We start from the raw sequence: 19797 nt of genomic DNA, 5'->3' as shown, positions 1-19797 counted from the left end.
GCATGGCAGAGAACACCATTCAGTGGGACAAGGATGCCGACGGCATCGTCACCCTGACGCTGGACGACCCGACCGGTTCGGCCAACGTGATGAACGAGCACTACCAGGAGTCGATGCACAACGCCGTCGAACGGCTTGCGGCAGAGAAGGACTCGATCACCGGCGTGGTGATCGCCAGCGCGAAGAAGACCTTCTTCGCCGGCGGTGACCTCAAGGGCATGATCAACCTGGGTCCCGAGAACGCCGCCGAGGCGTTCGAGATGGTCGAGGCCGTCAAGGCCGACCTGCGCAAGCTGGAGACCATCGGTGTACCGGTGGTCGCCGCCATCAACGGCGCCGCGCTCGGCGGCGGCCTGGAGATCGCGCTGGCGTGTCACCACCGCATCGCCGCCGACGTCAAGGGCGTCCAGATCGGCCTGCCCGAGGTCACGCTGGGCCTGCTGCCCGGTGGCGGCGGCGTCACCCGCACCGTCCGGATGTTCGGCATCCAGAAGGCGTTCATGGAGATCCTGAGCCAGGGCACCCGGTTCAAGCCGGGCAAGGCCAAGGACGCCGGCCTGGTCGACGATCTCGTCGGCAGCGTCGAGGAACTGCTGCCCGCCGCGAAGGCGTGGATCAAGGCCAACCCGGACAGCCACACCCAGCCGTGGGACCAGAAGGGCTACAAGATGCCCGGCGGCACCCCGAGCTCGCCGGGCCTCGCCGCCATCCTGCCGTCGTTCCCGGCGCTGCTGAAGAAGCAGCTCAAGGGCGCGCCGATGCCGGCTCCGCGGGCGATCCTGGACGCCGCGGTCGAGGGCGCGCAGGTCGACTTCGACTCGGCCAGCCGCATCGAGAGCCGCTACTTCACCCAGTTGGTCACCGGCCAGGTCGCCAAGAACATGATCCAGGCGTTCTTCCTCGACCTGCAGTACATCAACTCCGGCGGCTCGCGGCCCGACGGCATCGAGCCGGTCAAGATCAACAAGATCGGCGTGCTCGGCGCAGGCATGATGGGCGCGGGCATCGCCTACGTCTCGGCCAAGGCCGGCTACGACGTCGTGCTCAAGGACGTGTCCATCGAGGCCGCCGAGAAGGGCAAGAACTACTCGGAGAAGATCGAGGCCAAGGCACTCGAGCGGGGACGCACCACCGAGGAGAAGTCCAAGGAGCTGCTGGCCCGCATCACGCCGACGGCCGACGCGGCGGACTTCAAGGGCGTCGACTTCGTCATCGAGGCGGTGTTCGAGAGCCAGGAACTCAAGCACAAGGTGTTCCAGGAGATCGAGGACGTCGTCGAGCCCAACGCGCTGCTCGGCTCGAACACCTCCACGCTGCCGATCACCGGTCTGGCGTCCGGCGTGAAGCGCCAGGAGGACTTCATCGGCATCCACTTCTTCTCGCCGGTCGACAAGATGCCGCTGGTGGAGATCATCCGCGGCGAGAAGACCTCCGACGAGGCGCTGGCCCGGGTGTTCGACTACACGCTGGCCATCGGCAAGACGCCGATCGTCGTCAACGACAGCCGCGGCTTCTTCACCAGCCGCGTCATCGGCACCTTCGTCAACGAGGCGCTGGCCATGCTCGGTGAGGGCGTCGCGCCGGCGAGCATCGAGCAGGCGGGTTCGCAGGCCGGCTACCCGGCACCGCCGCTGCAGCTGTCCGACGAGCTCAACCTCGAGCTGATGCACAAGATCGCCACCGCGACCCGCAAGGGTGTGGAGGACGCCGGCGGCACCTACGAGCCGCACCCGGCCGAGGCGGTCGTCGAGAAGATGATCGAGATCGAGCGGCCCAGCCGGCTCAAGGGCGCCGGGTTCTATGAGTACGTCGACGGCAAGCGGGTCGGCCTGTGGCCGGGTCTGGCGGAGACGTTCAACTCGGGCGGCACCGAACTCCCGCTGCAGGACATGATCGACCGGATGCTGTTCGCCGAGGCGCTCGAGACGCAGAAGTGTCTCGACGAGGGCGTGCTCACCACCACCGCGGACGCGAACATCGGCTCGATCATGGGCATCGGCTTCCCGCCGTACACCGGTGGCTCGGCGCAGTTCATCGTCGGCTACGAGGGTGCAGGCGGCGTCGGCAAGGAGGCCTTCGTGGCCCGTGCCAAGGAGCTGGCCGCCAAGTACGGCGACCGGTTCAACCCGCCGCAGTCCCTGCTGTAAGCACTGCCCGAGTGGCCATCTGTGACGCATGAACGGCGAGATGCCGTGTCACAGGTGGCCACTCGGCGTTAGCCTCCAGGCGTGGCCGACTTCACCGAGACATTCGCGGCAGGGCTGAGGAGCTACGGCGCCGGGCCGTGCCTGGAGTTCGAGGGCAGGTGGCACACCGGCGACGAGATCGTCGCGCACGCCGATGCCGTCACCGCCGCGCTGCGGGACGCCGGTGTCGCCCACGACGCGCCGATCGGCCTGGTGGTGCGCAACCGGCCGTGGCATGCGGCGACCATCGCCGGCCTGCTCGCCGACCGGCGCTGGGTGTCGATGATCTATTCGTTCCAGTCGCCGGAGTCGATCGCCTGCGACGTCGAGTCGCTCGACCTGGCCGCGGTCGTGGCCGACGCCGAGGACTGGACGGCGCCGGTGCGTGCCGCTGTCACGCGTGCAGGCACTGCGGCAGTGGCGATCTCGGTTACCGGCGCCGAGCGCGTCGACGGCCTGACCCGGGTGACTGGTGCGCACCCCACCCGCGCCGGCGCGGGCCTGCAGATCCTGACCAGCGGCACCACCGGCCCGCCGAAACGGCAGTCGATCGACACCACCGTGCTGGAGCGCACGGTGTTCAGCGTGACCGGTGGCCGGTTCGCCTCGCCGCAGGATCCGCCGGAGCTGTCGTACTGGCCGTTCGGCGGAATCGGTGTGTGCCAGTTGATCACCGGCTTCTACACCGGCCGGCGGATCGTGCTGCTCGAGAAGTTCGACGTCGACGCGTGGGTGCGGGCCGTGCGGACGCACCGCATTGCGCGGTCGGGTGTGCAACCGGCGGTGGTGCGGATGCTGCTCGACGCCGACGTCGACCCCGAGGACCTGGCGTCGCTGCAGTACATCATCAGCGCCTCGGGTCCGCTCGACCCGCCGACCCGCGACGAGTTCGAGCGCCGGTACCGGATCCCGGTGCAGTTGGCCTACGGTGCAACCGAATTCGCGGGCTCCGTGTGCGCGTGGACTCCGGAACTCGTGGCGCGCTACGGCGACACCAAGCGCGAGAGCGTGGGCAGGCCGCTGCCCGACACCGAGGTGCGCATCGTCGACCAGGACAGCGGGGTCGAAATGCCCACCGGCGAGCAGGGCGTGCTCGAGGCCCGCATCCCGGTCATCACGCCGGACTGGATCCGCACGACCGATGTCGCGACAGTGGATGCCGACGGTTTCGTCACCCTGCACGGCCGCACCGACGGCGCGATCATCCGCGGTGGTTTCAAGGTGCTGCCGGAGACGGTGCGGCGGGTGTTGTTGTCGCATCCGGGGGTTCGGGACGCGTGCGTGGTCGGTGTGCGCGACCAGCGGCTGGGGGAGGTGCCGTTCGCGGCGTTCGAACCTGCCCCGGGCAGGCCGGTGCCGACGGAGCAGGAGCTGCAGGACCTCGTGCGCGCGTCGTTGCCCAGGCATCACGTGCCGGTCGCCGTCCTCGCGGTCGACGAGTTGCCGCGTACGGCGTCGCTGAAGGTGCGGCTGCCCGACGTCGCGGCGCTCTACGACGCGGTGCGCGCGAACACGTAGTGGCCGTCGTCAGAACGAGCCCATGTCCGCCGACAGCCAGTGCGCGGGGGTGAGGTGGATGGCGACGTGCTCGCCCAGGTTCTCCTTGGCGAACGCCAGGTACTGCTCGGCCGCGTCGCCGGAGAGGTAGCGGCGGGCGACCTCTTCCATCATCTCGTCGGTGCCCGGTTCGATGCGGCTGACCGGGCCGTCGACCGCGACGTAGCGGGTGGTCGGCTCGACACGCTCCACCATGAGCGAGAAGTGGCCGGCCGCCTCGATGAGCCGATGCTTGCGGGATCCTGCGCCGGTGAGCACCCACGGCTCGCCACCGGGGCGGTACTGGTACCAGATCGGCACGGTCAACGGACCGCGCCCCGTGCCTGCGGACACCGACAGGGCGGCGACGTGCGGTCCGGCCAGAAACTGTTCGCGCTCTTCTCTACTGAGGGCCATATCGCCACGCTACCGACGGCCACCGACAGCCTCGATGCGCTCGCAGAGTCAGCGAGTGGCGAGGGCCGGATAGTCGGGGACGCGGATCGAGTCGAAGAACCGGACGCCGCGGTCGTCCAGCCCAGCCACTGCCCGGCCCACGGGGCTGGGCAGCACCGAGATGAGCCGCCCCGCGGCCAGCAGCGCCCGGATCCCGAGACCCGACGACGGCAGGATGCTGCGTGCCATTCGCTTCGCCAGTGCCCGACTGCCGATCACCGCCGGGGTCATGACGTCTTCGTAGGCGGGGAACGCGACGGTGTGGTCCCCGGCGGCGCGATCGAGTTCACCGGCGAGGACGTAGGCCCCGATGACGGCGAGGCTGGTGCTGCCTCCGACGGCGGGGCCGGGACAGTATCCGGCGTCGCCGACCAGCGTGACCCGATCGCGGGACCACCTCGTCAGCTGCAGCTGGTCGATCGCGTCGAAGTAGAAGGCCGGCGTGTGGTCCACCTCGGCCAGCCAACGGTCGACGGGACCCGACATCCCGCCGAAGCGCTGCCGCAACTGCTTCTTCTGACTGGTCGGGTCGCGGTGATCGAAGTGGTAGGCGGCGGCAGGCCTGAAGATGAAGACCGCCCGGGCGTCCTCGAGATGGTCGGCGGTGTAGATCATCGCGACGCGGTCGAGGTCGATGAACCCGGTGGACTCACCGTCGCGGGCAAGATCTTTCGGGACCGATACGACGGCGAGGTAGGCGCCGAGGAATTCGGTGTGGCCGGCGTCCTCGCCGAACACCAGGCGTCGCACACCGGAGTGGAGTCCGTCGGCGCCGATGACGATGTCGAATCCGCGTGGCACCGAGCGGGCGAAGGTGACCCCGCCGTCAGGGGCGATGTCGGTGATGTGGTCGCCGAACAGGTACTCGACGTCTGCGCGGCCCGCGTCGTAGAAGATCTCGCTGAGGTCGTCGCGCATGATCTCCACGTGCCGGTCGGAGATGGCCGCCGACAGCTTGTGATAGTCGATGACGGTCGGCCGTCGGGACCCGACGCGGTGCATGATCAGCCGTCCGGTGCCGGTGGCGTGCTCGATGACGCGGTCGAGGACGCCCATCTGCTCGGCGATCGCCATGGCCGGACCGAACAGGTCGATGGCGTGGCCGCCGGTCTTGCGCAGCGCGGGCGCGCGTTCCACGACCGTGACGTCGAAGCCCTGGCGCGTCAGCCAGTAGGCCGCCACGGGGCCGGCGATGCTCGCGCCGGAGACGAGTACGCGCATGACACTTCTCCTTACTGAACGTTCGGTAAGCCGATGACGGTGAGCTTACTTAACGATCGGTCAGTTAGGGTGGGTACGTGAGCGGCCCTCGTTCGGACACCCGGCAGCGGATCCAGGATGTGGCGCGCGAACTGTTCACGGCCAAAGGTGTGCAGCGCACCAGCCTTCAGGACATCGCCGGGCGCCTCGGCATCACCAAACCTGCTCTCTACCACCACTTCTCATCGCGTGAGGAACTGGTCCGCAGCATCGTGCAGCCCCTCATCGACGGCGGCGAGCGCTATGTCCGCGAATGCGAGGAGCGGCCGGAGATCACGCCCCGCGAGATGCTGGAGGGGTTCTTCGACTTCCAGTACGCACACCGCGCGGACCTCGTGCTGATCGTGTCGGAGCTCAGCACCATCGCCGACCTGGGCCTCATCGACAGCATGCTGGCCTGGCGCGAACGGCTGAGCCGAATTCTGTTCGGGCCCGACCAGACGCTCGAGCAGGCCACCCGGGCCGTGATCGCGCTCGGCGGCCTGCAGGACTGCTGCCTGCAGTTCCCCGACGCGCCTGCGGACGCGCTGCGCCAGGCGGCGGTGACGGGTGCGATGGCCGCCCTTGGCAAGTCGACCGGACGGGGCCGCCCGACTCGCTAGAGTCGGATGTCATGCGCTTCGGACTGTTCATCCCGCAGGGCTGGCGACTCGACCTGATCGGCATCGCACCGAACGAACAGTGGCAGGTGATGCGTGACCTGGCCGCCTACGCCGACGGCGCGGCATGGGACTCGCTGTGGGTCTACGACCACTTCCACACCGTGCCGGTGCCCACCGACGAGGCGACCCACGAAGCGTGGACGCTGATGGCGGCCTACGCGGCGACCACCTCCCGGATCAAGCTCGGCCAGATGTGCACCGCGATGGGCTACCGCAACCCGGTGTACCTCGCCAAGGTCGCGGCGACCACCGACATCATCTCCGGCGGGCGCGTGCAGATGGGCATCGGTGGCGGCTGGTACCAACACGAATGGGAGGCCTACGGCTACGGCTTCCCCACGGCCGGGCAGCGCCTCGGCATGCTCGACGAGGGCGTGCAGATCATGCGCGACGCCTGGCGTGACGGCCGGGTGACCTTCGAGGGCAAGTACTACAAGGTCGACGACGCGATCGTCGCGCCCACCCCGCTGCAGCAGGGAGGACCTCCGCTGTGGATCGCGGGCGGCGGCGAGAAGGTGACTCTGCGCATCGCCGCCAAGTACGCGCAGTACACCAACTTCACCTCCGAACCGGCCGGCTTCGAGCACAAGTCCGAGGTGCTCGCCGGGCACTGTCGCGACGTCGGCACCGACTACGGGAAGATCGTCCGCTCGGCGAACTTCAATGCGGTCATCGGCGATTCGGAAGCCGACGTGAAAGACCGCATCGAGCGGATCCGCGCCAGGCAGCAGGCCAAGGCCGACCCCGGTTCCGTCGATCGGATGCTTTCGGCGGTCAGCGCACCCGAATCTGCCAGCGGCACAACCGAACAGGTCATCGAGAAGCTGAAGCGGATGCGTGACCTCGGCTGTGAGTACGCCATCATGTACTTCCCCGAGGCGGCCTACGACCGGTCCGGCGTCGAGTTGTTCGAACAGCAGGTCATCCCGGCGCTGGGCTAGCCGCATCGCGCCCGGGCACGTCGCGGCGCGCTGTTAGGCTCGCGGCACGAGGCGGTGAGGGGGTCTGCGTGAGCTATCCGGCGCTGGGATTCCCGCCGCCCGAGGACGACGGGCACCTCCCCGAGTACGTCGAGCGCACCACCGTCGACTATCCCGCCGACCCGCCGCCGCCCGGTGGACCGCCACGAGGCCGCCGCCGCGCGTGGTGGGTGGCGGCGGCCGTCGCCGCGGTGGTGGTGCTGGGCGTCGGCGTGCTGCTCGCGGTCGACGCCCGCCGGTCACCGACGTCCGACACGACGGCGGCGACGGTCAGCGCACCGCCGATCCCACCCGCGGCGGCGCCGCCCTCCACCCCGCCGCCGCCACCGCCGTGTGAGCCGGCGCTCCCGGGCACCCAGACGCCGGCCGGCTGGAAACCGGTGAGCAGCAACGTCGGCCTCACCTATGACGTGCCGCCGGAGTGGACCGTCGAGGGCTGCGGCGTGCGCCTCGGCTGGGAGAAGGTCTGCAAGGGCGGACTGTTCGACACCTGTCCCGTCGAGATCCTGCGCGCGGCAGCGCAAATAGAGTCCGCGAGGTGCCCCGACAACTGGCTGGCCGTGTCCGGGCTGGACAGCCCGAACAACCCCCGCGACCTCAACCGTGCCGTGCGCGACAAGGCCGCGCTGGTCCGCGACATCTACACGTCCGCCGGCGGACGGGTGCCGAAGGTGACGCTGACCGACCCGCGCGGCCTGATCCTCGACGCCACCCCGGCACTGCAGATCCTGGCCACCGTGACCGGGATCGAAGCCGGTGAGTGCGGGGCCTCCTCGGCGGTGCACAGCGTCGTCGCCATCAACGTGCCCGGCCAGGACGGAGCGGTGGTGTTCGTGGTCTCCCTCTACCAGGGCATCCCCGGCGCACCGAGTCCGCGACTGATCGACGACCTCGTCGCGACTCTGCGGCACACCTGACGCCCGGGTGGCACCATTCGGACATGGAGAAGATCTCACTCACCGCGCTGGCCCGCGAGCACCTCGAGACCGCCCGCGCCACGGGCAGCGGCCGCAGTGCGCACACCGTGTACGGCGGTCACGAACACGCGTTGCGCCAGACCCTGATCGCGCTCACCGGCGGCAGCGATCTGCACGAGCACGAGAGCCCGGGCGAGGCGACGCTGCAGGTGGTGACGGGCCGGGTGCGGCTGAGCACCGAGGAGGCCGGCTGGGAGGGCTCCGCGGGCGACCACATCGTCATCCCGCTCACCCGCCACGGCCTGCACGCCATCGAGGACTCGGTGGTGCTGCTGACCGTCGTCAAACCGGTCGGGCCGCACACCTGAGCATGGCGCCTGCGGTGGTTACTGCCCGGCGATGATCTTCGGAGGCATCGGCGCAGGCGCCGGCGGCGCGGGCTGACCCGGCGCGGGCGCCCCTGGCTGGCCCGGCGCGGGGGCCGGCGGCGCGTCGAAATATCCGGGCGGCGGCGGCCCGTCGAGCGGGTAGTAGCCCTCCGGCAGCGGCGGTCCGCCCGTCTTCGGCCCGGCGGGCGCAGCCGGGGTGGACGACCCGGGGTCGCTGATCGAGGTGTAGCCGGGCGGCAGCGCAGGTGCGGGGCCCGCGCCCGGGGGCGGGGCCGTCGATCCGGGAACGGTCATCGTCGGATCGCCGTACGGGTTCTTCGCCTGGTTCCACGCATCGCGCAGGAAGCCCAGGGGGCCGTCGCCGCTGCCGTACTTCTGATCCTGCATCTGCATCTGCGGCACCGGCGGCGGGCCGCCCGGGGGCGGGGGCGCAACCGGAGCGCCCGGCGCGGGTGCGGGCGGCACCGGCGGCATCCCGGGTTGGGCGGCGGCGGGTGTCGCGGCGACCAGGGCGCCGAAGCCGACGGCGAGGCCGGCGAGCGCCAGCCTGACGGCGGGGGTGTTCGAGGCAGCGCGAGCGCGCCGTCGTGCGGTCATGGGTGTCGAGGCTATCGCCTCAGCGCGGCGAGCGCGTGGTCACCGGTGGAACTCGCGGTGACACGGCGCCGTCAGATCGCCGGGCCGAGCAGGTCGTCGGCGTCCTTGATGATGTAGCCGTAGCCCTGCTCGGCGAGGAACCGCTGCCGGTGGGCGGCGTACTCCGCGTCGAGGCTGTCGCGCGACACCACCGAGTAGAACACCGCGCCGCCGCCGTCGTGCTTGGGTCGCAGCAACCGGCCGAGCCGCTGAGCCTCCTCCTGGCGCGAGCCGAAGGTGCCCGAAACCTGCACCGCCACCGAGGCTTCCGGCAGGTCGATGGAGAAGTTGGCGACCTTGGACACCACGAGGGTGGAGATCTCGCCGCGCCGGAACGCGTCGAACAGCGACTCGCGTTCGGCGGTCTTGGTCGACCCCTGGATCACCGGCGCGTCGAGTTCGCGGCCGAGTTCGTCGAGCTGGTCGAGGTAGGCGCCGATCACCAGCGTCTGCTCGCCCTTGTGCTTCTCCAGGATCGAGCGCACCACCGCGATCTTGGTGTGCACCGTGGAGCACAGCTTGTAGCGCTCCTCGGGTTCGGCGACGGCGTAGAGCATCCGCTCGTTGTCCGTCATCGTCACCCGCACCTCGATGCACTCGGCGGGCGCGATCCAGCCCTGGGCCTCGATGTCCTTCCAGGGGGCGTCGTAGCGCTTGGGCCCGATCAGGCTGAACACGTCGCCCTCGCGGCCGTCCTCGCGGATCAGCGTGGCCGTCAGCCCCAGCCGTCGCCGGGACTGCAGGTCGGCGGTCATCCGGAACACCGGCGCGGGCAGCAGGTGCACCTCGTCGTAGATGATGAGCCCCCAGTCGCGGCTGTCGAACAGTTCGAGGTGGCGGTACTCGCCCTTGGTGCGGCGGGTGATCACCTGGTAGGTCGCGATGGTGACCGGGCGGATCTCCTTGCGTTCCCCGGAGTACTCGCCGATCTCCTCCTCGGTCAGCGTGGTGCGCGCGATCAGCTCGCGCTTCCACTGCCTGCCCGCGACGGTGTTGGTCACCAGGATCAGCGTCGTGGCGCCCGCCCTGGCCATCGCCGCCGCGCCGACCAGCGTCTTGCCCGCGCCGCACGGCAGCACGACCACGCCGGAACCGCCCGCCCAGAACGAGTCCGCCGCCATCTCCTGGTAGTCGCGCAGCTCCCAGCCGTCCTGCTTCAGGTCGATGGCGTGCTTCTCGCCGTCGACGTACCCGGCGAGGTCCTCGGCGGGCCAGCCGACCTTGAGCAGCAGCTGCTTGATGTGGCCTCGCTCGCTGGGATGCACGATCACCGTGTCGTCGTCGATGCGCGCGCCAAGCATCGGGGCGATCTTCTTGTGCCGCATCACCTCTTCGAGCACCGCACGGTCCAGGCTGACCAGCACGAGGCCGTGCACGGGGCTCTTGACCAGCTGCAGGCGGCCGTAGCGGGCCATCGTGTCGACGATGTCGACGAGCAGAGGCTGCGGCACCGGATAGCGGGAGAAGGACACCAGCGCGTCGACGACCTGCTCGGCGTCGTGGCCCGCCGCCCTGGCGTTCCACAGTGCCAGCGGGGTGATCCGGTAGGTGTGGATGTGCTCGGGCGCGCGTTCGAGCTCGGCGAACGGCGCGATCGCGGCCCGCGCCGCCCCGGCCTGCGCGTGGTCGACCTCGAGCAGCACCGTCTTGTCGGACTGGACGATCAGTGGGCCGTCAGTCATGCGGGTCTCGCTGGTGAGTCATCTTCTCCATCATCCTGCGTCATTCGCTGTCGGCCGACACCACCGACGTGACGCGATGGATCGCGAATTCGCGTACCCGTCCGGATGCCGGGTCGTAGGCGGTGAGCTGCCCGCCACGCACGTTGATCGGTGCGACCACCCGCTGGGTCGCGATGCCGGCGGGGTCGACGTAGCCGATCACCACCGACGTCTGGGTCAGGGCGGCGTCCTGCAGCTGCGTTATCGCAACGCCGGGGTCGAGCCGGGTGTTCCCGAACGGCGCGACGGCGACCTTGCGCAGCACCGCGACGATCGCGCCCAGCGTCTGCGGCGTCGGAGTCGGTGCGGGCCGGTAGACCCGGCGGCGGGGCGCGGTCGGCACGCGCGCTCCGCGGGCGCGCAGGTCGACGATCGCCCCAGAGGCGTCCTCCGCCGCCGGAGCGAGCCCCGCGTTGCGCAACGCCGTGAGCACCTCGCCGATGGGCGCCTGCGACACCGCCACCGTCGGCGCCAGCAGCCGCATCTCCAGCGCCTCGGCGGCCGGTGCGCTGACCGCCTGGGCGAGCAGCACCGCGTCCTCACACCGGACGAACGAGCTGGCCATCCCGACGCGCAGCTGCCCGTGCCTGCGGGCGACGTCGTCGATCAGGTACGTCAGGCCCTGCGGCACCGGGGTGCGGGAGTGCCGCTCGAACAACGCGTGCAGCTCGCTCGCCGTGCGGCCGGTGTCCAGCGCGCGGCGGATCGACGACTCGCTGATCCGGTACACCATGGCGGCGCCGGCCGACTCGACGGTGGCGACCGCGGTGAGCTGCTCGGCGAGCTCGCGTTCCAGCGGTCCCGGCACGATGACGGTGAGGTCGGCCTGCAGCAGGAAGTGGTCGATGGGCTTCGGCATCACCTTCTGCATGGCGGCGACGACCTCGTCGACGGGATCGCCGGCGAGCAGCTTGCGGCCGGGTCCGGTGATGGCGCCGCGCCCCACGACCCCCAGCGCGTGCGCCTCGGTGAGCAGACTTCCGACGGGTTCGGGCTGCAACCTTGCGGCCCAGCGCGGGCGCTGCCAGATCATCGCGGCCGACGCCGATGCGGCGTCGGCGCCGGCGCCGTGGGGCAGCCCGGAAAGCACCGTCAGCAGCAACCTGCGGTCCAGCGGAGCCGCCGTCGAGTACAGCGAATCCGATAGCGCCGCATACGGTTTGCCGTCCGGACCGCGAGTCGCGATGAGGCTCGGCCTGCCCGGCAGATCCAGCCATGTCGACGCCAGCAGATGCCACTTCGCGGCGCTGGTCGATTCGACGAACCGGTCGGCGGCCACCGTCGGCGCCCAGTGCGGACCCGCGCCGTCGCCGGGATCCGGCTCGGGCATGCCCGCCGCGATCAGCCCGGCCGCCGCCGAGAGCTCGACGATCAGGCCGAGCCGCTGCTCGTCGATGCCGGTGGTCTTGGTCAGCCGCTTCATGTCGCGCACACCGAGGCCGCCGCTGCGCAGCTCGGGAACCGGCGTCGCCGACAGGGTCTCGATCACCAATTCGACCTCGCGCAGCAGGTCGAGAGCCGCCCCGGCGGCGACGGCGTCCGCATCCGCGCCGGAGGTGGTGGAGACCGTCGGGTTCGGTGGGGTGAGGTCCACCGGGCCGGGTGCCTCGCCGCGCAGCACCTGTCCGACCAGCCGCGGCAGGATCACGGTCTCGTCGTCGACCTGGCGCAGCAGCCCTGCGGCCAACAGCCGCGGCACCGGCCGGTCGGGCGGGGTGCCGGGAGCGGCGTCGCGGGTACGCCCCACCGGCGACCCGTTCACGAGTCGTGACAGCAGCTCGGTCTGGGCGGTGTCGAGGCCCTCGAGGCGGCGGGCGATGTCCCCGGGCGACTGCGCGGCGGTCTCGACGACGGCCTGGCCCGGGTACCAGGGCAGACCGGACGCGGCCTCGGCGGTCACCCGCAGTTCGGCCGCACCCCACACCAGCGCGCGCTCGCGCAGGTCGTCGACGGCGGCGTCGAGCGCCTGTTCGTCGGTGCGGCCGTCGAACAGTTCCACCAGCTTGGTCAGTGGGACGGCGGTGGTGTCGGCGTGCAGCACGAGCAGGCCGTCCAGCACCGCCAGCCGCAGGAAGTCGAGCTCGTCGGTGGCCGCCTTGACCGACTGCCGCGACGTCGCCCGTGCCGCCAGCGCTGCGACATTGCCGGGCGGCGGCTGGGTGAGGTCCGGCCGCAGTTGCAGCAGTCTGACGAGCTGCTCGTCGGGCAGCTCGGCCAGCCAGGCGCCCAGCGGGACGCCCGCCGATCCGCGGGTGGTGTCACTCCGGCCCGGCGGCGGAGTCTTTTCGGTCATTGCTGACCAGCGTAAAGCCTCCGCCCGACCTCGCCAGCGCGCCCGGCGTTTGCCACAATGTGTACGTGGCTGACAAGAAGAAGAAGCAATACGTCGACAACGGCTGGCCGGCGCACCTCGAGGGCGACGAGCACGCGGTCAGCGAGCTGGCGACGGATCGCACCGGGGCGCTGTCCCCGTTCGGTGATCTGGTGTTTCCGCTGCCGGCCGACCAGCTGCCGTACACGCATCCCGTCACCGTCGTCAACAAGTAACCGGTGACCGGCGGGGAGCTGTCCCACCTCGACGAGTCCGGCGCGGCCCGCATGGTCGACGTCAGCGCCAAGAACGCCACCCGGCGCACCGCCGTGGCCACCGGGGTGCTGCACACCCGCCCCGACGTCGTGGACCTCATCACCGCCGGCGGGCTGCCCAAGGGTGACGCGCTGGCGACCGCGAGGATCGCCGGGATCATGGCGGCCAAACGCACCAGCGACCTCATTCCGCTGTGCCACCAGCTCGCCCTCACCGGGGTCGACGTGGACTTCGACGTCGAGGACGCCCGCGTCGTGATCACCGCCACGGTCCGCAGCACCGACCGCACCGGCGTCGAGATGGAGGCCCTCACCGCGGTGAGCCTGGCCGCGCTGACGCTCTACGACATGATCAAGGCGGTGGACCGCGCCGCGCGCATCAGCGACATCAGGGTGCTGCACAAAGAGGGCGGCAAGACCGGCGAGTGGACCAACCCGTGACGCGCACCGCCCGGGTCGTCATCGCGTCGACCCGGGCCGCGGCAGGCGTCTACGAGGACCGCACGGGCCCGCTCATCGTGGATTGGCTCGAACAGCGCGGCATCGGCACACCCGCACCCGTGGTGGTTCCCGACGGCCGCGACGTGGCCACGGCGCTGTCCGCGGCGCACGGCGAGGACGTCGACGTCATCGTCACCTCCGGTGGCACCGGCATCTCACCCACGGACGGCACCGCCGATGCGACGGCCGAGTTCGTCGACTACCAGATACCCGGCCTGGCCGACGCCATCCGGCGGGCCGGCGAGGACAAGGTGCCCGCCTCGGTGCTCTCCCGTGGCGTGTGCGGGGTGCGGGGCCGCACGTTGATCGTCAACCTGCCCGGCTCACCGGGCGGGGTGAAGGACGGGCTCGCAGTGCTAGACCGGGTGCTCGACCACGCGCTGGACCAACTCGTCGGGAAGGACCATCCGCGATGACGGCGATCGTGCTGCGGGCCGAACTCACCGAGGATCCGATCGACCTCTCCGGTCACGAGGATCTCGTCGCGCACGAATCAGCCGGGGCGGTGGTCGGATTCGCCGGTGTGGTCCGCGACCACGACGGCGGCCGGACGGTGCGGCGACTGGAGTACTCCGCCCACCCGACAGCGGCGCAGGTGCTCGAAGAGGTGGCCGCCGAGCTCGCCGCGGCGGGTCACGGCGTGCGTGCGATCGCGGTGAGTCACCGGATCGGGCCGCTGGCGATCGGCGACGCCGCCCTGGTGGCCGCTGTGGCAGCCGACCACCGGGGAGCGGCGTTCGAGACCTGTGCCCGGCTCGTCGACGCCGTGAAGGACCGGCTACCGGTGTGGAAGCACCAGTTCTTCGGCGACGGCTCCGACGAGTGGGTCAACTCCGCCTGACGGCGATCAGGCCGGCGGCAGAACCGGAGCAGGCGCGGGGGCCGGTGCAGGCAGCGGTGCGGGAACAGGCGCACCCAGCGGAGCGGGCGCGGCCGCCGGATTCACGGGCGCACCGACCGGCGCGTTCGGCGGCGGGCCACCCGGGGTGTCCGGCGTCGTCAGCGGCCGCTGGGTCAGTGCCAGCAGCGCGTCCTGGCCGGAGATGTCCTGCGTCTGGATCGCGTGCCAGATTTCCTTGAGGTACGTCACGTTCGGACTCTGCTGCGGGCCCGTCGGAGCCAGCGCCGCGCCCGGGGGCAGGTTCTCGGGGCTGGCCAGGTGCGGGATCCCCTGGGCCATGGCCGGCAGGTCGCCGGGAACGGCGGGCAGGCCGGCGGGCACGCCGCCGGTCATCGCCTCGTTGGCCGCGTCGAACATCGGCTGCGGGATGTTCACCGCGTTGAGCGGTGCCATCGGATCCGGTGCCGGGGCGGCAGGCGCGGCGACGACACCCGGTGCGGGTGCCGGTGCCGGCGCAGGAGCCGGCGGGACCGGCTGCAGCGGCAGCGGAGCACCGTTGTGCAGCGACCAGGTCTGCGGCGCGTCGGGGGCGGCGGGGGCGACGTCCCAGTTCGAGGCGGTGACCACGGTCTCCGGGGCGGGCGGCGGCACGTCTGCGGCCGGGGGCGCGGGCGGCAGCGGCGCGACCAGCGGCACACCGTTGAGCGAGTTGCCCGGGGGAGGCGGGGGCGGTATCGGCGCAGGAGCCGGAGCCGGCGCGGCCATCAGGTCGACCGGGGCGGGCGGCGGCGGGGCGGGAGCCGGCGGAGGAACGGGTGCCGGCGCGGGGGCGGCCAGCGCGTCGAACGGCGCGGGCGCGGGGGGCGGGGGAGGCATGGGAGCCGGCGGAGGCGGCGGCAGCGGTGCGGCCAGCGGCGCGGGCGCGGGCGGCGGAGGGGGAGCGAACGGGTTGAACGGCGGCGGGGGCGGCAGCTGGCCGTTCAGGCCGACGGCGTCGAGCGCGTCGTCGAGCACGTTGCGAGGAGTGGCGCCGGACAGCGCCTTGCCGCACGTCGGCCATGCGCCCTTGCCCTGGCTGGCCAGGACGCGCTCGGCGACGGCGATCTGCTCTTCCTTGGTGGCCTGGAACGCCGACGGGGCGTATTCACTGCCGCCGTGGCCGGACCAGGTGCTCGGCGAGAACTGCAGGCCGCCGTGGTAGCCGTTGCCGGTGTTGATGGCCCAGTTGCCGCCGGACTCGCAGGATGCGACCTGGTCCCATTCACCGTCGGTGGCGGCGTTGGCCTGGCCCGCGAGGGTGAGGCCACCGGTGCCGATCACCGCGCCGGTGAAGGCGATCTTGGCGACGCTGACAGCTGGTTTGGTGGGCTTGCGATGCCGTCCACTCATAAGTGCGATAGGTCCTCTCGTGAGCGCCCGCGAGGTCAGCTGTCGGGTTCGGGTCTGAGAGGTCACCCGGCCGGCGGAGATCCGCCGGCTTCACCCCAAGGAACCGCAAGCGGTTCCAGGTCCTTCGGTGGACCGGTGGGTCCCCCGCCTCCATCCAGGTGGGTCGTGGTCCCTCTTCCGACGGATGGAGCTCGGCGCTGTCGAACGAGGCGAGCCGACTGATGTGGGTCGATCGGCCTGGAAGAGAAGGTAACGGCTCTCCGCGATCCCGTCACCTTCTGCCGACCTCGGCGTTTCTCCCCTTGGCAAATATTAAACGGGCTCTAAACCGCCAGGTTGACGCGACGTTTTCCGGCGTTCACCCGCCGCTCAGCGCGTCTGTGACAGTTTGTGACCATTTCGTTATGTGATGTAAATCACGCTTATCCGCCGGCAAAGGGTGGAAGAACGTCCACTGTCTGGGCGTTCCGCAGCGCGATCGTCTGGTCGCGGACGGCGATGCCGTCCACCAGATACGAACAGCGCGCGAGCACCCGGGCGAGGTCCTCCCCGCGCCCGCTGAGGACGTCGGTCAGCGCTGCCACCGTGGTGCCCGCCGCGAGTTCGAGCGGCTCCTCCTCGACGCCCGCCGCGGCTCGGGCAGCAGCGAAGTATCGGACGGTCACCCGCACCGTCGTCGTGGCCGACACGCGTCAGCCGCCGATCGCACTCATCGGGCGGTCGGGCTGCACGAAGTCCGGATCGTTGATGCCGTGCCCGGCGGCCTTGGCCCACATCGCGGTGCGCCACGCCTGCTCGATCGCGTCGTCGTCGGCACCCGTGCGCATCAACTGCCGCAGATCGGTCTCCGCGGTCGCGAACAGGCAGTTGCGCACCTGACCGTCGGCGGTGAGCCGGGTGCGGTCACAGGCGGCACAGAACGCCTTCGAGACCGAGGCGATGATGCCGACCGTGGCGTCCGGGCGGCCGTCCACCCGCCACAGCTGCGCCGGGGCCGAACCTCGCGGGGTGGGGTCGGGTGTGAGGGTGAACTCGCGGCGCAGTGCGGCGAGCACGTCGTCGGCCTCCAGGGCCTCGCCGCGGCGCCACCGGTGTTCGGCATCCAGCGGCATCTGCTCGATGATGCGCAGCTGGTAGCCGTTCTCGAGGCAGAACCGCAGCAGCGCGACGGCGTCGTCCCGCCCGCCGACCGGATCGAGGACGGCGTTGACCTTCACCGGCGTCAGCCCGGCGGCCTTGGCCGCCGCCAGGCCGGTCAGCACGTCGTCGAGCCGGTCGCGGCGGGTGATGGCCGCGAACCGGGCCCGGTCGACGGTGTCCAGTGACACGTTCACCCGGTCCAGCCCTGCCCGCTTGAGCTCGTCGGCACGCCGGCCGAGGCCGAGGCCGTTGGTGGTCACGGCGATCTCGGGCCGGGGCCGCAGGGCCGCCGTCGCAGCGACCACCTCGTGGAGGTGGCGCACCACCAGCGGCTCGCCGCCGGTGAAGCGGACGCTGGTGACACCCAGCTTCGTCACGGCGATGCGCAGCAGCCGGGCCAGTTCCTCGGAGGTGAGCAGTTCGTCGCCGGGCAGCCAGTCCAGCCCCTCGGCGGGCATGCAGTACGTGCAGCGCAGGTTGCACCGGTCGGTCAGCGACACCCGCAGGTCGGTCGCTATCCGGCCGAAGGTGTCCACCAGCGGTCCGGCGGTGGGCATCCCCGTCAGAGGACGCTGCACCGTCGGGAGTCCGAGACCGACCACCGTCATGCGGCGGCTCGCACCGGTCTGCTCCACGGGTCGTTGTGCGCGTCGACGGGCACGATGTCCTTGCCCAGCGGGAACAGCGAGACGGGGATCAACTTCAGGTTGGCCAGCGCCAGCGGGATGCCGATGATCGTCACCGCCATCGCCACGGCGCTCACGAGGTGGCCGATCGCCAGCCAGATGCCCGCCACGATCAGCCAGATGATGTTGCCCACCAGCGCTCCGGGCCGCGGGCCGGGCTTGTCGACGACCGTCTGGCCGAACGGCCACAACGCGTAGACCCCGATGCGGAATGCCGCGAAGCCGAACGGGATGGTGATGATCAGGACGAAGCAGATGATGCCGGCGAGGAAGTACCCCAGGGCCAGCCAGAGGCCGCCGAAGATCAACCAGATGATGTTCAGGATCAATCGCATGTCAGCTGCTTCTTCTCCTTCAGCGGAGATTCCAGACTACCGACAAACAGGATGAACCCGCGGGTGCGGGCCGAGTAGGATCACCACTCGACGCGTCCCGGCGCAAGCGGGACGCTTTCTTGTGTATCAGTGAGTGTTCTTTCGAGACGAGCGGGTGAGGGCAGTGCCGACCGGCAAGGTTAAGTGGTACGACACCGAGAAGGGCTTCGGCTTCCTGTCGCAGGAAGAGGGCGAGGACGTCTACGTCCGCTCCTCGGCGCTGCCCGCAGGAGTCGAAGGCCTCAAGGCGGGCCAGAAGGTGGAGTTCGGCATCGCCGCGGGTAGGCGCGGTCCGCAGGCGTTGAGCGTCAAGGTGCTCGAGCCGCCGCCGAGCCTGAGCCGCACCCGGCGCGAAGCCGAGCGTCCCGAGCACAAGCACACGCCCGACGAATTGCACGGCATGGTCGAGGACATGATCACGCTGCTCGAGGGTGCGGTGCAGCCCGAGCTGCGCAAAGGTCGCTACCCCGACCGCAAGGTCGCCCGCCGGGTGTCCGAGGTGGTGCGCGCCGTCGCGAGTGAACTCGACCAGTAGCCCGCGCCGAATCTGAGCTCGTGGTCGGGATTTCACCGAGAACGCGTACAAAGCCTCAGATTGGACACCCCGCAGCCAGCAGTGCCCGGCGCGTGCGTTCGAGGATGACGCGGGGCCGGTTGCGCAGCATGTCGGCGCCGACACGGATGATCCGCCACCCCAGCGCCTCGAGTTCGGCGTGGCGGTCGATGTCGCGGGTGCGCTGTCTGCCGTCGGTCCAGTGCTGCACTCCGTCGTACTCGACCGCGACCTTCCACTGTGGCCAGGCGATGTCGAGGCGGGCGACGAAGTAGCCGTGCCGGTCGTGCACCTCGACCTGAGTGTGCGGCGTCGGCAACCCAGCGCCGGCCAGCAGGAGGCGGACACGCGTTTCCTGCGGTGACTCCGCTCCGGCGTCGGCCAGCTCGAGAGCCTCGCGGAGCTGCATCAACCCCCGGGCCCCCCGGTGTCGCTCGGCGAGCGCGTCGACGTCGGATGACTTCACGCCGGTGGCCCGCATCAGCGCATCGAGCCGCACAACCGCGGTGGCGAGGTCGCCTCGACGGCCGAGGTCGAAGGCGGTGCGGGCCGGCGTGGTCACGGGGATTCCGCGAACATTGGTCACTTCGTCGGGCGCCAATGCATCGGCGTGCAGGACGATGCCCGCTGTCCTGTGCTGACTCGCCTGGTTGAGTTCGGCAGGCAAATGGGCGTCCAACCAGAGTGACCCGTGCAGAGCCGCGGCCGAGACGCCGGCCACCGTTGCTCGTCGCCCCGACCACAACCACGCCCCTACGGCTTTGTCGACCGCTGTCAGTGACGCTCCCTTGGATGTGTACACGCCGCGGAACACGCGGTCGAACCGGGTTCTGAGGGCATATCTGGTCAATCCCGCGGCCAGCGCCTCGGTGCCGACGAAAGGATCCATGCCGTTTCGACGTAGTTCTCCGAACATGCGTTCCGGCGAATCTGCGCTTGTGTCCGCCATTCCGCGGAAACTTCGCGCATAAGTTCAGTATCGGC

General features: G+C 70.6%; 21 protein-coding genes and 1 riboswitch. Of the genes, 11 read left to right on the top strand and 10 right to left on the bottom strand.

The features are described from left to right. The first annotated feature begins 2 nt into the window (after positions 1–2). Both AB0K11_RS10215 and AB0K11_RS10210 read left to right on the top strand, forming a co-directional pair. Complete coding sequence (locus tag AB0K11_RS10215; protein WP_364975467.1) at positions 3–2147, top strand: 3-hydroxyacyl-CoA dehydrogenase NAD-binding domain-containing protein; 2145 nt, start codon at positions 3–5, stop codon at positions 2145–2147. A gap of 81 nt (positions 2148–2228) precedes the next feature. Beyond that, a complete protein-coding gene (locus AB0K11_RS10210; protein WP_364975464.1) occupies positions 2229–3704 on the top strand; it encodes a fatty acid--CoA ligase family protein in 1476 nt (491 codons plus the stop codon). A 9-nt stretch (positions 3705–3713) separates the two neighbouring features. Here the strand turns inward: AB0K11_RS10210 and AB0K11_RS10205 are convergent, their stop codons facing one another. Together AB0K11_RS10205 and AB0K11_RS10200 are read right to left on the bottom strand one after the other, a co-directional pair. After that, positions 3714–4139, bottom strand: coding sequence for a pyridoxamine 5'-phosphate oxidase family protein (locus AB0K11_RS10205; RefSeq protein WP_364975462.1), 426 nt, complete (start codon positions 4137–4139; stop codon positions 3714–3716). 48 nt (positions 4140–4187) lie between these two features. Further along, positions 4188–5399 carry an FAD-dependent monooxygenase gene (locus AB0K11_RS10200; protein ID WP_364975459.1) on the bottom strand — a complete coding sequence of 404 codons (1212 nt, stop codon included), beginning with the start codon at positions 5397–5399 and terminating at the stop codon, positions 4188–4190. A gap of 77 nt (positions 5400–5476) precedes the next feature. Between AB0K11_RS10200 and AB0K11_RS10195 the strand changes: the two genes are divergently transcribed. From AB0K11_RS10195 to AB0K11_RS10180, 4 genes are all read left to right on the top strand, one after another. Continuing rightward, positions 5477–6040: a TetR/AcrR family transcriptional regulator gene (locus AB0K11_RS10195; protein WP_364975456.1), complete on the top strand. Its 564-nt coding sequence runs from the start codon at positions 5477–5479 to the stop codon at positions 6038–6040. Between the two features lie 11 nt (positions 6041–6051). Next, a complete protein-coding gene (locus AB0K11_RS10190; protein ID WP_364975454.1) occupies positions 6052–7041 on the top strand; it encodes an LLM class F420-dependent oxidoreductase in 990 nt (329 codons plus the stop codon). Between the two features lie 68 nt (positions 7042–7109). Continuing rightward, complete coding sequence (locus AB0K11_RS10185) at positions 7110–7997, top strand: hypothetical protein (RefSeq protein WP_364975452.1); 888 nt, start codon at positions 7110–7112, stop codon at positions 7995–7997. Positions 7998–8020: 23 nt separating this feature from the next. Next, positions 8021–8365 carry a LuxR family transcriptional regulator gene (locus tag AB0K11_RS10180; RefSeq protein ID WP_364975449.1) on the top strand — a complete coding sequence of 115 codons (345 nt, stop codon included), beginning with the start codon at positions 8021–8023 and terminating at the stop codon, positions 8363–8365. A gap of 18 nt (positions 8366–8383) precedes the next feature. Here AB0K11_RS10180 and AB0K11_RS10175 read toward each other — a convergent pair whose 3' ends face one another. The 3 genes from AB0K11_RS10175 to AB0K11_RS10165 all read right to left on the bottom strand — a co-directional run bounded on the left by AB0K11_RS10175 (position 8384) and on the right by AB0K11_RS10165 (position 13036). Next, positions 8384–8983 (bottom strand): hypothetical protein, encoded by a 600-nt coding sequence (locus AB0K11_RS10175; protein ID WP_364975446.1) that lies wholly within the window; start codon positions 8981–8983, stop codon positions 8384–8386. Between the two features lie 71 nt (positions 8984–9054). Further along, positions 9055–10704, bottom strand: coding sequence for a DNA repair helicase XPB (locus AB0K11_RS10170; protein WP_364975443.1), 1650 nt, complete (start codon positions 10702–10704; stop codon positions 9055–9057). 40 nt (positions 10705–10744) lie between these two features. Beyond that, positions 10745–13036: a helicase-associated domain-containing protein gene (locus AB0K11_RS10165; RefSeq protein WP_364975440.1), complete on the bottom strand. Its 2292-nt coding sequence runs from the start codon at positions 13034–13036 to the stop codon at positions 10745–10747. A 65-nt stretch (positions 13037–13101) separates the two neighbouring features. On the opposite strand from AB0K11_RS10165, the gene AB0K11_RS10160 reads away from it, so the two are divergent. The 4 genes from AB0K11_RS10160 to AB0K11_RS10145 are packed head-to-tail and all read left to right on the top strand — an operon-like array spanning position 13102 to position 14671. After that, entirely contained in the window at positions 13102–13290 is a 189-nt protein-coding gene (locus tag AB0K11_RS10160; RefSeq protein ID WP_364975438.1) for a hypothetical protein, read from the top strand. A 51-nt stretch (positions 13291–13341) separates the two neighbouring features. Continuing rightward, positions 13342–13770 (top strand): cyclic pyranopterin monophosphate synthase MoaC, encoded by a 429-nt coding sequence (moaC, locus tag AB0K11_RS10155; protein ID WP_364976735.1) that lies wholly within the window; start codon positions 13342–13344, stop codon positions 13768–13770. Further along, a complete protein-coding gene (locus tag AB0K11_RS10150) occupies positions 13767–14246 on the top strand; it encodes a MogA/MoaB family molybdenum cofactor biosynthesis protein (RefSeq protein ID WP_364975436.1) in 480 nt (159 codons plus the stop codon). The genes moaC and AB0K11_RS10150 overlap by 4 nt, the downstream gene beginning before the upstream one ends. Then, on the top strand, positions 14243–14671 hold the full coding sequence (locus tag AB0K11_RS10145; protein WP_364975433.1) for a molybdenum cofactor biosynthesis protein MoaE: 429 nt from the start codon (positions 14243–14245) through the stop codon (positions 14669–14671). The genes AB0K11_RS10150 and AB0K11_RS10145 overlap by 4 nt, the downstream gene beginning before the upstream one ends. Positions 14672–14677: 6 nt before the next feature. Here the strand turns inward: AB0K11_RS10145 and AB0K11_RS10140 are convergent, their stop codons facing one another. The 4 genes from AB0K11_RS10140 to AB0K11_RS10125 all read right to left on the bottom strand — a co-directional run bounded on the left by AB0K11_RS10140 (position 14678) and on the right by AB0K11_RS10125 (position 18221). After that, complete coding sequence (locus AB0K11_RS10140) at positions 14678–16060, bottom strand: transglycosylase family protein (RefSeq protein ID WP_364975430.1); 1383 nt, start codon at positions 16058–16060, stop codon at positions 14678–14680. A 9-nt stretch (positions 16061–16069) separates the two neighbouring features. Continuing rightward, a riboswitch (cyclic di-AMP (ydaO/yuaA leader) is annotated at positions 16070–16267 on the bottom strand. Positions 16268–16482: 215 nt separating this feature from the next. Then, positions 16483–16749, bottom strand: coding sequence for a MoaD/ThiS family protein (locus tag AB0K11_RS10135; RefSeq protein ID WP_364975428.1), 267 nt, complete (start codon positions 16747–16749; stop codon positions 16483–16485). Positions 16750–16752: 3 nt separating this feature from the next. After that, on the bottom strand, positions 16753–17808 hold the full coding sequence (moaA, locus tag AB0K11_RS10130; protein ID WP_364975426.1) for a GTP 3',8-cyclase MoaA: 1056 nt from the start codon (positions 17806–17808) through the stop codon (positions 16753–16755). Next, on the bottom strand, positions 17805–18221 hold the full coding sequence (locus tag AB0K11_RS10125) for a YccF domain-containing protein (protein WP_364975423.1): 417 nt from the start codon (positions 18219–18221) through the stop codon (positions 17805–17807). Before AB0K11_RS10125 ends, moaA begins: the two co-directional genes overlap by 4 nt. A gap of 163 nt (positions 18222–18384) precedes the next feature. On the opposite strand from AB0K11_RS10125, the gene AB0K11_RS10120 reads away from it, so the two are divergent. Continuing rightward, positions 18385–18795: a cold-shock protein gene (locus AB0K11_RS10120; RefSeq protein ID WP_364975420.1), complete on the top strand. Its 411-nt coding sequence runs from the start codon at positions 18385–18387 to the stop codon at positions 18793–18795. A 55-nt stretch (positions 18796–18850) separates the two neighbouring features. On the opposite strand, the gene AB0K11_RS10115 is transcribed toward AB0K11_RS10120, so the two are convergent. After that, a complete protein-coding gene (locus AB0K11_RS10115) occupies positions 18851–19702 on the bottom strand; it encodes a DUF559 domain-containing protein (protein ID WP_364975418.1) in 852 nt (283 codons plus the stop codon). Between the last annotated feature and the right edge of the window lie 95 nt (positions 19703–19797).

Source organism: Mycobacterium sp. NPDC050551 (assembly GCF_040674075.1).
In the GTDB taxonomy this organism is placed as follows: domain Bacteria; phylum Actinomycetota; class Actinomycetes; order Mycobacteriales; family Mycobacteriaceae; genus Mycobacterium.
This window is presented reverse-complemented; position numbering and strand designations above follow the sequence as displayed.